Source organism: Methanococcoides sp. LMO-2 (genome assembly GCF_038432375.1).
In the GTDB taxonomy this organism is placed as follows: domain Archaea; phylum Halobacteriota; class Methanosarcinia; order Methanosarcinales; family Methanosarcinaceae; genus Methanococcoides; species Methanococcoides cohabitans.
The window spans coordinates 748,402-764,812 of the sequence record NZ_JBCAUS010000002.1 but is presented as its reverse complement, the minus strand read 5'-3'; the positions used below and the strand labels follow the sequence as shown (position 1 = coordinate 764,812).

General features: G+C 45.2%; 14 protein-coding genes and 1 tRNA gene. 5 read left to right on the top strand and 10 right to left on the bottom strand.

Translation table 11 applies throughout. The features are described 5' to 3' along the window. Positions 1-237: 237 nt before the first annotated feature. Complete coding sequence (locus WOA13_RS03875; RefSeq protein ID WP_342126665.1) at positions 238-1,362, top strand: hypothetical protein; 1,125 nt, start codon at positions 238-240, stop codon at positions 1,360-1,362. A 217-nt stretch (positions 1,363-1,579) separates the two neighbouring features. Here WOA13_RS03875 and WOA13_RS03870 read toward each other — a convergent pair. The 5 genes from WOA13_RS03870 to WOA13_RS03850 form a co-directional block, all read right to left on the bottom strand. Beyond that, positions 1,580-1,657: transfer RNA gene (locus WOA13_RS03870), tRNA-Glu, on the bottom strand. Positions 1,658-1,728: 71 nt separating this feature from the next. Then, the gene (locus WOA13_RS03865; protein ID WP_342126664.1) at positions 1,729-2,082 is read right to left on the bottom strand and encodes a helix-turn-helix transcriptional regulator; all 354 of its coding nucleotides are present in this window, start codon (positions 2,080-2,082) and stop codon (positions 1,729-1,731) included. Between the two features lie 25 nt (positions 2,083-2,107). Beyond that, positions 2,108-2,332, bottom strand: coding sequence for an LSM domain-containing protein (locus WOA13_RS03860; protein WP_048204964.1), 225 nt, complete (start codon positions 2,330-2,332; stop codon positions 2,108-2,110). A gap of 218 nt (positions 2,333-2,550) precedes the next feature. Then, positions 2,551-2,922 (bottom strand): DUF3467 domain-containing protein, encoded by a 372-nt coding sequence (locus tag WOA13_RS03855; protein WP_342126663.1) that lies wholly within the window; start codon positions 2,920-2,922, stop codon positions 2,551-2,553. A gap of 88 nt (positions 2,923-3,010) precedes the next feature. Beyond that, positions 3,011-5,488, bottom strand: coding sequence for a DUF5814 domain-containing protein (locus WOA13_RS03850; RefSeq protein WP_342126662.1), 2,478 nt, complete (start codon positions 5,486-5,488; stop codon positions 3,011-3,013). Positions 5,489-5,658: 170 nt separating this feature from the next. Here WOA13_RS03850 and WOA13_RS03845 point away from each other — a divergent pair, with 170 nt between their 5' ends. Further along, entirely contained in the window at positions 5,659-6,693 is a 1,035-nt protein-coding gene (locus tag WOA13_RS03845; RefSeq protein ID WP_342126661.1) for an RAD55 family ATPase, read from the top strand. 121 nt (positions 6,694-6,814) lie between these two features. On the opposite strand, the gene WOA13_RS03840 is transcribed toward WOA13_RS03845, so the two are convergent. The 5 genes from WOA13_RS03840 to WOA13_RS03820 form a co-directional block, all read right to left on the bottom strand. Beyond that, positions 6,815-7,579, bottom strand: a complete 765-nt coding sequence (locus tag WOA13_RS03840) for an MTAP family purine nucleoside phosphorylase (protein WP_342126660.1) — start codon at positions 7,577-7,579, stop codon at positions 6,815-6,817. An 18-nt stretch (positions 7,580-7,597) separates the two neighbouring features. Next, on the bottom strand, positions 7,598-8,725 hold the full coding sequence (locus tag WOA13_RS03835; RefSeq protein ID WP_342126659.1) for a DUF373 family protein: 1,128 nt from the start codon (positions 8,723-8,725) through the stop codon (positions 7,598-7,600). Between the two features lie 254 nt (positions 8,726-8,979). Beyond that, the gene (locus WOA13_RS03830) at positions 8,980-9,603 is read right to left on the bottom strand and encodes a 6-hydroxymethylpterin diphosphokinase MptE-like protein (protein WP_342126658.1); all 624 of its coding nucleotides are present in this window, start codon (positions 9,601-9,603) and stop codon (positions 8,980-8,982) included. Positions 9,604-9,617: 14 nt separating this feature from the next. Further along, positions 9,618-12,794 (bottom strand): isoleucine--tRNA ligase, encoded by a 3,177-nt coding sequence (gene ileS / locus WOA13_RS03825; protein ID WP_342126657.1) that lies wholly within the window; start codon positions 12,792-12,794, stop codon positions 9,618-9,620. A 187-nt stretch (positions 12,795-12,981) separates the two neighbouring features. After that, positions 12,982-14,133, bottom strand: coding sequence for a KamA family radical SAM protein (locus tag WOA13_RS03820; protein ID WP_342126656.1), 1,152 nt, complete (start codon positions 14,131-14,133; stop codon positions 12,982-12,984). 541 nt (positions 14,134-14,674) lie between these two features. On the opposite strand from WOA13_RS03820, the gene WOA13_RS03815 reads away from it, so the two are divergent. From WOA13_RS03815 to WOA13_RS03805, 3 genes are all read left to right on the top strand, one after another. Then, a complete protein-coding gene (locus tag WOA13_RS03815; protein ID WP_342126655.1) occupies positions 14,675-15,163 on the top strand; it encodes an RNA-binding protein in 489 nt (162 codons plus the stop codon). 195 nt (positions 15,164-15,358) lie between these two features. After that, positions 15,359-15,739 carry a cell division protein SepF gene (locus tag WOA13_RS03810; RefSeq protein ID WP_048204973.1) on the top strand — a complete coding sequence of 127 codons (381 nt, stop codon included), beginning with the start codon at positions 15,359-15,361 and terminating at the stop codon, positions 15,737-15,739. Beyond that, the gene (locus WOA13_RS03805; RefSeq protein WP_342126654.1) at positions 15,736-16,401 is read left to right on the top strand and encodes a ZPR1 zinc finger domain-containing protein; all 666 of its coding nucleotides are present in this window, start codon (positions 15,736-15,738) and stop codon (positions 16,399-16,401) included. The genes WOA13_RS03810 and WOA13_RS03805 overlap by 4 nt, the downstream gene beginning before the upstream one ends. The last annotated feature ends 10 nt before the right edge of the window (positions 16,402-16,411 follow it).

The window sequence follows — 16,411 nt, the reverse complement described above, 5'->3', positions numbered from 1 at the left end:
ATAATATATCAGCTTCAAGTATTTATTATTGTTTGGGAGTTAGCTTTATACATTTGACATGAATATTGTTTGATTAAGATCTGATTATTAAAATTGAAAATAATTCAAATACCAAAGATTTGCACATTACGAATAAAAAATTGGATTACTAGTCATCGAAAAATTAATATTATTTTGTAACGATTAAATGATACGCTTATATATGTAATCATCACACTCATATTTAATTAGAGTATCATGCCATCAACAAAAATACGTCAGGTGAAGGAAAGGGACTTTTCTGAACTTGCAGTTCTCTTGAAGGAAGGGCTGGGATTTTCTACTGAGGTCTGGAGACGCCGTTTCGATATGTGGTGGATCAACAATCCCGTTATGGATCCGGCAATCTCTTATGGGTGGGTCATTGAAGAAGATGAATCGGAAATTGTTGGTTTTCTGGGAAACATCCCTGTAAAATATCAGATAAAAGGGAAAGATGATATTGCTGTGGCTGCTACTTCATTATACGTACGACCTTCGGTACGAGGGGTTACCAGTATACGGCTGACACTTGCGTTTGATAGGCAGGAAAATGTCAGACTTTTGCTCCATACAACGCCTAATAAGGTCGCTGCAAAAATATACTCTAAATTTGGATCTTCTGAGACGGATGTCCCGTTTAAGAATATGGAATATTGGCATATTCGGGATTATGGGAAAATCTCTGATCTATATGTGCAAACAAACCTTATGTCCCACAGGTTACTGCCTTTGATAGAAGCATCGTTGGTTCCCATAAAGTTAATCTCGCCCTTTTTTCGATGGTTTACTGATAAGATGAATTCTAAGTTGCCTCCAGATTATTACAAATGTTCTATAGCTGCAGATTGTGATGATTCTTTCACTGAATTGTGGGAAAACAACAGAAAGGAAAATGTGACGACAATATGTAGGGATGTAGAGACATTAAGGTGGTTATATTTCTCAGAAGCAGTCGCTGACAAGCGATATTTGGTCAAGTGTGTGGATACGCGAAATGGTGAACTGGTCGGATATTTCGTATTTGATATTGTATTCTCTGAAAAAGATATCAAGACCATGCAGTTGAAGGATGCATACGTACCACAGTTCGATAAAGGCATAATTCTATCATTGATTGAGTTCTCATTGGATCTGGCTAAAAAACATGATGTTGCTGGATTATTATTCTGGTCTATAGATCAAAAAATGGATGATGTCCTGAATAAACGATTCAGGATCAAGAGAAAGCACAAAAAGATATATATGTACAATTTTGTCAAAGAAGATGATAATATGTGTCAGGAAGGGCATGGGGATGTATTCATTCCCTCATCCATTGATCCCGATAGAGGTGTATTATAAGAAAGGGATGTGGATTTTTGTTATGTAGAATTCCTTTTCTCTAAAGCACTTATGTTGCTACTATTTTTATAATAAGAAGTTCCCTGTGTACTTTGCGAAAGAAACTTATTGTTGAATCCGTTGAAAGATGCGTTGGTTACATTGTGCAGGCTGTGCATCACAGCTAAACCTCACTTCAAACATGATATATCTGAACAAAAATAAGTTAAAAGATATTTGGTGCTCCGGCCGGGATTCGAACCCGAGTCTTCGGCTCGAAAGGCCGGAATGATTGGCCGGACTACACTACCGGAGCACGCTGTTTTTTGCTTACCTTGAAGCAGCCCCTATAAAGCATTTTAGCTATATATACCTTTCGGAGAGGGCTCACTCTTCGGCTTCTTTTTGTTCGTCTTCCAGGGTTAGCTGTTGGATCCACTGGGATAGCAGTTCGCAGTGTTCGGGCTGGCAGGCTAACCTGCAGCCTGCACAGGGGGAGAAAATTTCTCCTGAGAGGAGGAGATCGAAAGATTCCTCTTCAGGTGCAACTACTTTGATCAGGTAGGTCCTTGCGCCGTTGTTGACGGCGGACTCACGGGTGATCAGGTTAGCGTTCATCAGCTTGGTGACGACCCTTGAGCACTTGCGGCTGTCAATCTCCAACAGCTTCCAGAGCTCGTTCTGGAAGACACCTTCTTTGCTATCGCTTATCAGTTTGAGAGTCTTATCTTCTATTTCCATGGTCTATGTCCGGAAAATAAAAGGTTTAGTTCTCTACAGGCACGATCAGGATAATGTTGTTTCCTCTCAATACAACGGAACCGAGAGAGCGCAGGCGCTGTCCGTCAGCTATCTCAACAGTGTCCACAAGGTGAAGGTTAAGATAATCGTCAGCACTTTCCAGTTTACCTTCAAGAATATGCTGGTTGCCTTTCATCTCTACCTGGACCTTAGATCCTACCAGTTTCTGAACTTTCTTATTTGGGAACAAGTTCGTATCCTCACACTCATTAATTCAAAGATAATAATCAATATGATCAGTAATATCTATTACTACGTATCGGGAAAAGTAAACTGTCCAACCTACTATTTATGACTGCCGATTAGAAGCCTGAATAAACTACTATGAGTCTGTCCTTCAGCCTGAAATCGAGCTTTTTAATAAAGCAGATCGGTAATTTACTAATTTTTAGCTTCCTTTTTGCTTTTTCAAATGTAGCCCTGTATCTCGGATGTGTCTTCAGGCTGCTTTACCTTCTGCGGCTGCTTCTGCACCTTTGTGATAGGTCCGAACATCGCCTGGTAGTCCCTGATGTGCTGCTCGAGCCAGTGGGAAAGCTCCAGTGCCGCAAGAGGGGAGAGTATTATTTCTGTCTCAATGCTCCTCTGTACCACCTGTGAATTAGAAGACTTGTCAAATCCCTTGGGGCTATCGTTGTAGAATCCGATCCTGAAATCATAAGGGCTATGCCCACCAAGGGCCCCGATGGCGTAGACCTGTTTGAAATCCTCTGGTTTTCGGATCTCTATCTTCAACTTCTTTGCCATCTTACCTTCAGGATTGTTATTCTCTTCTGTCATGGTAATATATCCTTAAAAAGCCATATCTGATTTTGAAAGTAATTGTTAGCATAACTTAAAGGTTTTGTTATTGTAAATTCGCGATTCATCAACCCACGATAAGCTTCTTGAGGTGCTTTGCCGAATGTGCCAGGTCCTTCTTTGAATATGCCCTGGCTATCTTTTCAACAGCATCAAGGTTGCGTATTGCATCATCCAGGTATCCCAGCAGATCTCCCGGGTACGCTGTGATTCCGTATTTGTCCTCAAGATATCTTACGATCTGTATCGGATCATAGCCATCAACACGCAGGCTGATGATCTTCTCCGAGAACAGTCTCTCAGGACAACCGCAGTAAGGGCTTTCCTTGCAGCCGCATGTCAGGAAATCCGTAGCAAAGTTCAGGATCTGGTCCTGCATCTTCATCTCCAGCTTTGAGAGGTTCTCGCCCTCAAGCACAATGTCCATGGAAGCTCCCTGGAACACCCTTGAAGGCATATTGATCTTCAGTGCAGTTGATATCTGCGCTGCATACTTGAAATAGACCGCTTCAAAGAACTCGAGGTTAGTTATTATCTCCACAGGCCTGCGCTCGGAAAGCACTGCATCCCGTATCAGGAATGCCTTTGAGACTGAAAGGAAATGGCCCGCAGCAATGCCTCCGAACTTCGTAAGTCCAATATTATCCCCTTTGATGTTCAGGAACTTTTTCTTCTGGAGCCTTGCAACGAGCTCTTTCAATGAATAGGTCCCGAGCATGTTCCTGTGTATAGCTTCAAGGTCGCTTCTGGATGCTGTTACTGCCGCAGTTGCCAGTATCTCCTCCATCTGCTCCTCTTCACCGTATTCCACTTCGGTATGTTCCATCTCACCGTTGAGAAGCTTTATGGCGATCTCTTCCTCGGTACCGGTCTGCTCGCTTGTGTAGCTCTTCTGCGGTGTGGCAAGCACCACTACAATACCCCTGTCATGGAAATCCGGCCTTCCCGCACGTCCCAGCATCTGCAGGAACTCCTGCATTGTGAGCCACTCTATGCCCATGGAAAGGGATTCGAATATTACCTGTGATGCAGGGAAATCAACACCTGCTGCAAGTGCTGCTGTGGTGACAACCACCGGCAGGTCTCCTTTCTCAAAACGTCTCTCCACCTTCTTCCTTTCCTGCATGGACAGGCCTGCATGGTAAGGGGCAGAGGATATGGGAAGTGCCTGGGCTATGCGGTGGCAGTTCCTTCTTGAATTTGTGAAAATAATGGTCTGGCCCTTGTGGCCTTTGGATGAAGTTTTGTTATACTCGTCCCGCACAAGCTTTGACATAAGTCTTATCTTGTTGCTCTCCGGGCAGAACAGCAGGTGACGTTCAATAGGTACCGGCCTGTACTCGTATTCCACGAGGTCTGCACCCAGCTTCTTCGCAAGAAGCTGTGGTTTGGCCACGGTGGCTGAGAGATAGATGAACTGTGCTCCGGATGCCACATATTTCAGCCTTCCGATAAGTCCGTCAACCCTGTGGCCACGCTCGGAATCTTCGATCATGTGTACCTCATCGATAACAACAGAGCCTATCTGTCCTAAAAGATCTGAATCCTGTGACCTAAGTATGTAGTCAAGACCCTCATATGTGGCCACAATTATGTCCGAATCAAGTGTTCTTCGCATAGATTTCGTCTTTGAGGTCCGTATCCTTGAACTTCCCACTCTTATGGAGGTCTTGATGCCGAGTTCGGAATAGCGTTTGTTGAACTGGTCATATTTCTGGTTCGCCAGCGCCACAAGCGGTACAAGGTACAGCATCTTCCCCTGTCCACGGAGGATGTTCTCAATACCTGCGATCTCTCCGATCAATGTTTTTCCGGTAGCCGTCACAGACGTTACGAGCTGGTTCCTGCGTTTTAACAAACCCTTTTCCACTGAAAGTGATTGCACTGGCAGGAGAGTATCGGATTTCTTAAGCAGGATCTCCTTGAGCTTCTTTGAGAGGGGGATGTCCTTGATCTTTATCTGCCTGATCTGGGGCTGGGCCTCGATGGTATCAAAACGGGTGTATTCAAGGTCAAGGTCCTCAGGGCTTAACATTCCTATCGTGCGGTCAAGGTCACGAGTGGTGAGCATTATCTGCTGGATACGTTCTGCTGCTTCATCCCCGAAATAGCTGTGTGCATTTCGAAGTGCACGGTCCAGTTCTTCTTTTGCACATTCCTCGCAGATCAGCTCATGGTGATACTTGATCGATTTCTTATTGATAAAATTGAATCTGCTCTTAAGGACGCAGAACCTGCACACGTGTACATGCTCCCAATCGAGGTGGAAGCCTGCCAGAAGTTCCTTCACATCGTCTTCTCTTTTTTTATCGCTTTCAATGTCGATGAGGATGCGTTCTGACATCCGTAACAGGTCTATGAACTCCTCAGGTGGCCTGAGCTCATCCTTCTCGTCCCTGAATATACGAAACTTGTGTGGGCGGGCTCCTGCATCTGTTTTACGCAATATGAGCTCTCCTGTAAACTGGGGAAGGCGTTTCCTGTCCTTGATGACCATTACAATGACCTTTGCCTTCTCGGCTTTGAGAAATGTCCACAGAGTCATTTTCGCGTTTCAAAGTGATGTACTTGTATATAAATCATGTTTATTCGGAATTATCAGAATGAGGATGGTTTGTGTGTTCACATGTGTTCATATCCTTTATATGCATGTCCATGCCTACAGTTACTTGAGTAGAAATAGCTAATAGTATGCTCTCGGTGGAGGCAAAAAATATGGCAAGTCAGCTTTCTGTAGGTACGGAGGTAATCGTTACCCCAAGAATGTCGCAGCGTAGAAAGGCGGCAGAACAGGATCAGTCTCTCGCAGAAGAGACTCCCGTTGAGAGAAAGCTTGAGCTTCGTGCTATTCCTAATGATGATGAAACATTCACCGATGTAACTGGTTTTAACGAGAATGAAGCATTCACTGAGACTGCCGATTTCGCAGGGTCGGTAGCGTCTGTTGAGGTCACAGGATCCGCTGATGTAATTGAGACCAGAAATGAGATCATAAACACAGGTTCAACCGGATTATGTGAAGCTCCTCAAAATCTCTCCGGTGGACTGGTTGTTGTACCTACTGGTATCTATGTTTTGGACAGGACCCTCGGAGGAGGCCTGCCCTTAAGTTCCATGGTATATTTCTCTGCAGACCCAAGGTCTATGTCTGAGATATTCTTCTATGAGTTCACCCAGTCCCGTAAAACATATTATTTTACCACATCCCGCAGGCCAAAATACCTGCGCCAGGACATCATGAACATGAACCTGGACCCTTCAAACGTCATATTTGTGGACATATACAGTGAATATTACTTCACTTCCATGGGTGATATGGTAGATAATCTGGGTAACGGACATGTTGATTCCAAGATCATAGAATTTACCGAATACAACCTGAGGACCATATTGAGCGAATCACAGGGTGAAGAGATCAATATAATTTTTGATAACTTCTCTTTCTTCATGAACCTCAATGTGAACCGCGGACTTCTCAAGCGCCTGACCAATCTGCTTTATGAAACTACCAAAGAGACCAACAGCATTACCTATCTTTATGCTTTGAAAGGCAGTCATGATGAGCAGGCTGAGAATGACATCCTCAATTCATCGGATGTTATCTTCGATGTGGATGTTGAAAGGCATCCTGACAAGCTCATGAACAAGCTTTCAATACCCAAGATAAGGGGAATGTCCCCAAAGACAGATGTCATAAAGTTCAACGTTTCAGAAGGCATCAACATCGATACTTCAAAGGATATTGCATGATCAGGTGTGCTGCAGGCACAGCTTCATAACATCTCCTTTGCTATCTTCCTTTTTCTTTATGTTTTTAGAGATCTCTCTCAGATATTCCTATCTAAAAATCGCTCCGAAAGCTCCCTCTATCTTAAAGTCGTGCTCCCTGGGTAGCGTTCATGCATTCACACTCACGTGTTTCAGGAAGAGAATCGATAATATCCATAAGTACATCCATAAGCAGATCTTTTTTCGTACCAAGCTCATCCACGACCTCATCGGCTGTGATCTTATTATCCGTCAGTCCGCAGGCCTGGTTCGTTATTGTGCAGATGGATGCGTAACACAGCTCCAGCTCCCTTGCAAGCACAACTTCCGGCAGTCCTGTCATGCCCACAATATCCCCGATCATGCTCATCATCTTTATTTCCGCACGTGTCTCAAAGCGTGGGCCTTCGGTACAGACATAAGTTCCCCGGGTATACTGGAGCCCTTTCTTTTCAAGTGTGTCCATAATGCATTTGCTTATCTGTGGACAATAAGGTTCTGTCATATCGACATGGACTGTGCTCCTGTCATAGAATGTGGATACGCGGGTCTTTGTGAGATCGACAAAATCATCAGGAACTACAAAACTGCCAATACCGTGTCCTTTCATGGTTCCGACAGAATTGGTTGCTATTATCTTTTTTACTCCAAGTTCCTTTATGGCCCATAAGTTAGCACGGTAATTGATCATATGAGGGGGAACATGTTCAGCAGCTCCGGAGTGCCTGGGAACGATGGCTATGGTCTTACCGCTTAGTTCGACAACATATACTCCAACATCTCCGAAAGGTGTATTGATGATCTTTGCTGATCCTTCTAAATAAGAAGCAAAACCTACACCACCAAGTATTGCTGCATCTATTTTCATGGGTGGTAATAGGACAGTTTACTTTTTAGCTTTATCCTTGCCTTTTTTTGGCAATTTTTCGGATGATGTTCCGGTCATTGAGATCTTGATTCCCAGAAGGGCGATCATTATAGCACCCACTACCGAGTAAACGAAGTACTGCAGGCTCAGCTCAGAATTCAATGTTTCACCTGCAAGGGCACTGACAGAAAGTATGTAGCTGCTTGCACCCCAGAAAAGTAGTCCGATAGCTATTATGAACAGGGCAGGTGAAATCTCCTTTATTGTAAAGCTCTTGCTCAGCTTCTGGTCGACCATCTTGCCAAGGTCTGCAAAAAGGATGGCTACAACGTACCACCAGATCGTCACGTTAATGTAAACGGTGATGAGTGTGATTATGCCATAGTACCAGCTGCCGCCTGTGATATAGTATTGCCACAACGTTACTGCTCCTATCATGGTAGCGATAATTCCCATGATGGCGGCAATTGTGTAGGTCACAAAGGTCATCTGGCCTTCATAGAAAGAATTCTTCATCCTTTCTCTCAAAAGAGCGAATGGCTGGTCAAGGTTGAATCCCCTGTAAAGCATGTAAAGTCCGATCGCAGCTGAAATTCCGATGATGGCACCTTCAGGATATCTTGCCAGCAGGAAGATGGCATAGATCATTGCTGCAAGTCCAAGAGGTACAAAGAATGTCTGCGAGATCTTCGGGTCGTTCAGTGCATGTTTGAGGATATAATATGTACTCTCAAGGTTCGCACTTTGCTTTACGACTATACGCTTTACAGAATCGATCTTGATACGGGACTGGACGATCGGCAGGAGTGTCTCATCTTCTGCCCCGTCGGAAATGAAAATCGCATTTGTGGCCTCATTCTCGTTAATGAATGCATCAAGCTGGGCAGAGATCTTCTGGTCTGATATGATGCCCACATTCTTGTCACCTGCAAATGTGATTATCTCAGCATCAACTCCCTTTGCCAGCAGTTCATCAAGGACGTTGACTCCACCAAAGATCGTGTTGCTGTCGGAATCCTCCGGGTCTGCAGTTGCAAGTTTCACTGCTGCATTGATGTTATCTTCACGTCCTATAAGTGGGGTGGTAACATTTGCTTTTTCACCAAGGTCATCGTCCCTGTCGATGCATATGATTAAAGTTTGCATAAAACCTCATATAATTGCAATTCGTCCGTATCGGTACATCTGCATAATATAATAATTGTACATATCTTTCCAGCATGCTGAAGTGATACAAGTATAGATGTATTACACTTGAAAGAATATAAAAGATACTGTAACACTGTTTTTTGATCAGGTGTGTTCTGATCTTTTATATCTGTATTCCAGACAACAGCAGGAAGTTTCTTGCCAGGAACTATGATATTCGTAAGAAATAAAAAAGAAGGAATGAATAAATTTCAGAAAGCTCCTAAGAGCCTCTGTGCCCATTTGAGCTTCTTTTCCTTCATCTCAGTTACGTTCTTGTCATAGAAATCAAAACCCACAAGGGTTATGCTTTTAGCATTGAACTCGTGTGCAAGGAACACACATCTGTCTCCGTCCGTGAAACCGCCGAAGTTATGGATATTCGCGAAAGGTTCTGCCTGGGTAGTGCCGATCACGTTCTTGAACTGCGGCACGTATCTTAGCAGTTTTTCAGTATTATCGCCATGTGCATGGACTACCATTATGGAACCCTGCTGGTTTGCCTCGATCTCTTTTTCCACATCGCCGTCAAGGTCTGTGACAATTATGTGAGGTACAATGCCATTATCCATAAGGTGTGCTGTGGCGCCATCGGCTGCGATGATAACGTAGTCCTCTATATTGACTTCCTTCAGGTCGATCTCAAGCTTCGGGGCATTACCACATACAAGGGCGTCCTTTCCGCTTATCAGTTCCTCAAGTGTGGATGTATCAACGGTGGTAGGTCCGACCAAAAGATGGGAAAGGAGGGTGGCGGAATTCTCGTCATCCTCCCTAGAGAATTCGAAGTCCTCCAGGATCTTCTCGTAGACCGGTTCCCACTTTTTAAAATCCATCATCTCACCTGTTCTTACTCTGCCCTTGAGATCGCGATGTGCATTGAAATGCCTTCCACATTCCAGTCCTTTACAAGATCTCCGGTGACATCAACATCGAGGCCGATCACGAGAATATTTGCACGGACCTCTTTTGCGATGTAGTTCTCAAAGTCCAGTACAAGGTCTAGGACCCTTTCATCGTCGATCTGGATGTGTGCCCTGATGTTCTCATCAACGTCAAGGTCAAGTTCCTTACGCATGTCCTGTATCCTGCGGATAACTTCCCTTGAGTATCCTTCGGATTCGATCTCACGGGTAAGGTTTGCGTCCACGAAGACCACACCGCCTGCAAAGTCAGCACTTGCCACAGCTTCAGGAAGTGTTTCGCTGAAGTTAACCATCTTCTCAGTGATTGTCACATTAGTGCCGTCTGCAAGAGCGATCTCCATTTCACCGTCTGCGAGTCCTTTCTTCAATTCCATGGTATCCATTGAACCAATAGCTGCATTCACTTTGCCGGCATCGCCCTTAAAGACAGGTCCTATAGCTCCGGGGTTAGGTGAGGATTCCACTCCGAGCTCGGCCCAGCTTTCTCCGATGGCTGTAACTTCAACATCCTTGGAATTTGTCTGGTCCATGAGCACGTAGCGCAGCCTGTCCACAGCAGCAACTGTGTTCTCGTCCTGCGGATTGACAATGATGCGTGATACCGGCCACCTGAGCTTGCGTCCTACCTTCTGGCGAGCGTTGGATGATGCTTCCACAATGGAGCGGACAGCCTTCATTTCTGCTTCAAGGTCGGTGTCCACAAGTGACTCGTCGATCGTTGGCCAGTCACAAAGGTGGATGGTAGCAGGTGCATTCACATCGACACTTCTGACAAGGTTCTGGTACATCTCCTCGGCAAGGTGTGGCATGAATGGTGCGATCACCTTTGCAGTTGTAACGAATACATCGTAGAGCACCCTGTAAACTGCCAGTTTGTCAGGATCATTTGCTTCGACCCATGTCCTTGGCCTGATAAGCTGGATGTACCATCTTGAAAGGTCCTCAAGTACGAACTCATTGATGGCACGCATTGCCTTGTGGAGCACTCTTTCCTCCATGGCCTTGTTCACGTCGGTGATGACGGACTGCATGCGTGAGAGTATCCATTTGTCCTCTTCCCTGAGGTGTGGTTTCACGGATTCGAGTGTGACTTCCTGTGGGTTGAACCTGTCAAGTGCCATGTATGGCAATGGGAAGCGGTACACGTTCCACAGGATGTTGTTTGTCCTGTGCATTGTTGCGATCTCATCCCAGTTGAACTTCAGGTCTTCCCATGGTGCGCTGGAAGAGAGTACGTATGCCCTGAGGGTGTCAGCACCGAACTTGTCGATGACCTCTGCAGGCTGTACAACATTTCCAAGGCTCTTTGACATCTTCTTTCCGCTGCCGTCAAGGGTAAATCCGTGCATGAGCACGCTCTTGTATGGTGCTTTTCCAAATGCCACCATACTTGCTCCAAGCTGTGAATAGAACCATCCTCTGGTCTGGTCATGTCCTTCTGTGATAAAGTCAGCAGGCCACCACTCATCGAACTGCTCTTTGGTATGTGGGAATCTGAGTGTAGCCCAGGATGCCACTGCAGAGTCGAACCATACGTCGAAGACATCTTCTGCACGCTTCATAGTTCCGCCACATTCACAGGGTATTGTGACATCATCAACATACGGCCTGTGAAGTTCGATGTCCGCATCTGCGCCGGAGCGCTCCACGAGCTCTTCCCTTGTACCGATCACATCGATCTTTGCACACTTTGAACATTTCCATACTGGTATCGGGATACCCCAGTAGCGCTGCCTGGAGATACACCAGTCACGTGCGCCCTCTATCCAGTCCTTGAACCTTGCAGAACCTGCCCATTCAGGGGTCCAGTTGACCTTCTTGATCTCTTCGAGCATAGATTCCTTGAGCTCGCCGATCTTCAGGAACCACTGTTCGGTTGCGAGGTAGATTATAGGTGTCTTGCATCTCCAGCAGTGACCGTACCTGTGGCTGATGGTCTTCTCGGAGATAAGCAGTCCTTTTTCGAGGAGATCGTCCATGACAACGCGGTTTGCGTCACGGATGTTCATGCCGGTGTACTTTCCTGCTTCATCTGTGTAGCTACCATTGGAGCCTACAGGACAGAATATTGGCAGGCTGTTCTTTACACCGACCTCGAAGTCGTCAACACCGTGTCCGGGAGCGATGTGGACACAACCGGTGTTCTCTGCTGTAACATAATCTGCATTGTATACCTTGTGTTCGATCTCTGCCTGCACTGGCACGAGGTCGGCAAGCGGATGCTCATAAGCAAGACCCTGGAGGTCTTCTCCGCTCATGGTCTCAAGGATCTCGTAGTCTGCGTACCTTCCTATTCTCAGTACATTTTCCACAAGCTCGGTAGCCATGATCAGTGTTTCACTGTCACCCTCTGCGTTGTATGCCTTCACTCTTGCGTATTCGAACTCAGGGTGGACTGCCACAGCAATATTTGATGGGATGGTCCACGGAGTTGTGGTCCAGATTACGATGAAGGCATTCTCCTCATCCTTTAATTTGAACTTGATGTAGATTGAAGGGTCATCACGGTCCTCGTACTCGACCTCTGCATCAGCGATAGCGGTTTCACATCTGGGGCACCAGTTGACGACTCTCTTTCCGGTATCAAGGAGGTCTTTCTCATGTGCCTGCTTAAGTGTCCACCATGCTGCCTCGATGTACTCATCCTTGAGTGTCATGTACGGGTCTTCCCAGTCGAGCCATGCACCAAGTGTACGGAACTGGCCGGTCATGTCATCTTTCTGGCGAAGTGCGAACTCCTTACATTTCTCAATGAAATTGCCGACGCCATAAGCCTCAATGTCCTTCTTTGATTCAAAGCCAAGTGCACCTTCTACCTTTACTTCGATAGGGAGTCCGTGCATGTCCCATCCTGCCCTGTCAAGGATGTCATGGTCGTTCATGGACATGTATCGCAGGATGGAGTCCTTTATGATCTTGTTCCAGGCGGTACCGAGGTGAATATGACCTGTGGTGTATGGTGGTCCGTCCACAAAAAAGAACTTCTTGGCGCCTTTCCTGTGTTCACGCACTGCCCTGTAAGCATTGTTCGCTTCCCAGAACTCGTGAACCTTCTCTTCGATCTCTTTAGCATTATACTGATCAGTAACTTCTTTTATCACGCTGGTGACCTCCCGGATGGGTCCAGTTTCTTGGCTACGTTATTATAGATACCATCCTAATGCAGTAACCAATTTAAATATTATTGTATGATCTCGCCACAATCTTAATTAAAATAAAATGTGTGTGCGCACAAATGTGCGCATTTTACTATCGTTCTTCCGGCTAATTGGTGGCTTTTGCTGATTTTTAGTCGAAGAAGAACCTGTCATTACCAAAAGCGGGTTTCAGGTCTGTGAGCCATGAAGCTGTCTGGGAATATTTTGCAAAGAAAGGCTTGCGCACCCAGTTGCTTTCCCGTCCCTGCAGGAACTCAAGCACAAAGACCTTTTCATTGTTTATCTCCTGAACTCCGAGTATATTGATCTTTCCGGGGTCAGTAGACATACTTGGACCGCGCACAGTTCTTGCAAGCCCGCTGACGTTCTGGTATGCATTCTGGAAGATCTCCCATGCTTTTGCCATAGGTACGTCGAAGTAGTGTTTTGCACCTGTGTTCCTTACCATGAACATATAATACGGGATGCATCCCAGACGCACCTGTTCTCTCCACATCTGTTCCCAGAGGGGAGCTTCGTCATTTATGTGCGCTATCAGGGGTGACTGCGTTCTTATCTGTGTGCCTGTTGAACGGATGTTCTGTATAGCCTTCTTCACGACATCAGTGGTAAGTTCCCTGGGGTGGTTGAAATGTGCCATGAGTGCCATGTGCTTATTGTGTTCCGTAACATTGCTGAAAAGGGCAAGGATCTCCTCACTATCTTTGTCAGAAACAAAGCGATAAGGCCAGTAACTTAAAGATTTGGTACCTATCCTTATGTTCTCAATACTGCGGATGTCCGCTTCAAGGATCGGTTCGATATATCTTTTGAGGAGACCTGCGCTCATGGTCATGGGGTCGCCGCCTGTGAAAAGCACATCCTTGACCTCCGGGTGTTCCTGAAGGTACGATATAAGGAGCTCTACATCCCGGCTGGAGAACTTCAGGTCATCCATGCCTATGAACTGTGCCCATCTGAAGCAGAATGTACAGAATGCATGGCAGGTCTGTCCTTGGGCAGGGAAGAAAAGGATAGTTTCGTCATATTTGTGCTGCATTCCGCGAAGGATCTGCCCTTCATGTTCAGGTACATTTTTCTCAAGCTGGCCTGCAGGGTGAGGGTTCATGCTCATTCTAATGTTCTGTATCTCACCTTCGACCTCTTCTTCCGGAGCATCATTTCTCAAGAGGGTTTCCATCTTCTGGTAATGATGTGGAAGCAACATGTGCCTGTTAGGGAAGGTCAGAGTAAATATCGGGTCATTCGGAACATCGTCCCAGTTGATGAGTTCCTCGACCACATAATTGTTAACACGGAACGGAAGTATCCGGGCAGAGATCTCTATCTCTTCCAGATGTTCCGGGCTCAGATCCTGTATCTGGGGGATATTTTTGTAATTCGAAAGAGTATATGCAGAATACTTCTTTCTCTCAGCATCAATTATGTTAGAACCTCCATAATTCGTTTTTTAGAAGAACCGATCGATGTGATCGGTTGTGATGCAATCAGTATGGTGCATCTGTCTTGAGTTAGTATCTTATGCTAATCAGTAATGGTTGTAATGCAATAGTTAATTGTTCAATCACTTTTTCAGGTCGTTATTATGAATCAATCCTTTTAATAATAACGATTATTCAGGTATTTCTTTCATCTGGTATACGCTATCATATAATATAAGCAATAGTTCGTTTTAGTAAAATCTTAAAAAAACAAAATATGTTTTTTGATATGATTGGTTTATTTTGCTTTGTCTCCTTTTCGCTATCGATTGCGCGAAACGTTTAAACACATATGGTGCTTAATATGGTGCAAGCTAATATTTTCCTATCAAAGGTGGTAAGTTGAAAATAAAATCCAGAGTTCAACTGCGAAAATCTGTAAAGAACAAACTGTTGACTTCCCTTAGTTCATCCTTTGGCGATGTCATTGACAGGATTGCTGATAAAAAACTGGAAAGCGCTATGGCAAACTGGTTCAAGATCATAATAGTCGATGGCGCTGTCCTCTTCTTCCAGGATGAGGGCGCCGATAAAATGTTCCCGACCGTCAAAGGTGTGCTGGATCTTGGCATTGATTCCCCTAAAGTGACAGTTGATGCGGGTGCAGTGAAATTCGTTGTTAACGGTGCGGACATTATGGGTCCTGGTATCGTGTCTGCAGATCCTAATATCAACGAGGGCGATCTTGTGATCATAGCAGAGGAAACTCATAACAAACCACTTGCTATCGGGCGTGCACTGGTTTCGGCAAGTGATATGGTGGGCAAGTCAGGCAAAGCAGTAAAATCCATACATTATGTAGGGGATGAACTTTGGAACCTTGAGGTATGATCTGTTGGTGGTAGATGCATCGACAAAAGCCATCATTAAAATATGATGAGACTGAATAATAACAGAAGTAATGTTGATGAGTAGTATTATCGATGCAAAGCCGGAATCCTTTAATGGCTAATGGCTTAAATATTAAAAGACTTAATAATGATAGTATCCTAATATTCATTGAATTTTAACACAAAGGTGTGGACTATGGCAAATTTCATGGACAAATTATTTGGAAGCGGATCAAAGGGTGTAACCGATGCTGACGAATATACCGAGCTTGATCTCGGCAAGTTCGAGCAGGAAATGGCAGATGAACCTGCAGAAACCTATGTCAGAGTGGCAGAACTTACGAACCTGAACGAGCTTCCAGGTCTTAAGAAAGAGGTTTATGATGGTAATATTCTCATGATCGATATCTCTACCATCAAGGCTGACAAGCTTATGCTTGACAGGGCACTCAAGGATCTCAAGGACGTTGTCATTGATGTCCATGGTGATATTGCAGGTATCAAGGATGATCAGGTACTTGTCACACCAACAGGCGTAAAGATAGACAGGTCCAAGATAGTTGGTGGAAGGTATTGAGCACAGAAAATGATTCCGGGAATGAGTCCCGGGACTCTTTTGAGACAAGGACATCCTGCCCTCTATGTCATGAGGAACTTGTCGTTAAATGGCAGGGTGATGAGATTCCCTATTTCGGGGAAGTAATGTATATTACCACTTCCTGTTCTAACTGTGGTTTCAGGTTCGCTGACACCATGATCATGACGCAAAAGGACCCGGTACGTTTTGAACTGATGGTCGAGGGGCTGGAAGATCTTAATGCAAGAGTTATTCGTTCCACCTCGGGTACAATTCGTATACCTGATCTGGGCATTGACGTTGAACCGGGGTCTGTATCTGAGTCCTATATCACAAATATCGAAGGCATCCTTGAAAGGGTGAGGTCTGTTGTAGTGACAGCTACCGAATGGGTAAAGGATGAGCCAGAGGCACACGAGCGGGGACTTGAGCTACAGGGGCTGCTTGAAAAAGCAATTCAGGGCGACCTCCCTTTGAAAGTGATCATAGAGGATCCCTTGGGCAACAGTGCCATCATTTCTGAAAAAGTGATATCACGTACTCTTTCCGCTGAAGAGGCAGCTAACCTGCATAGCGGTATGATAGTTTTTGACGTTGATTCTTCCGAGCTGGAAATGGATTCTTCCGAGAAGGTCGAGCCGATCGGAAATGACTATAAATGATGCATGTATT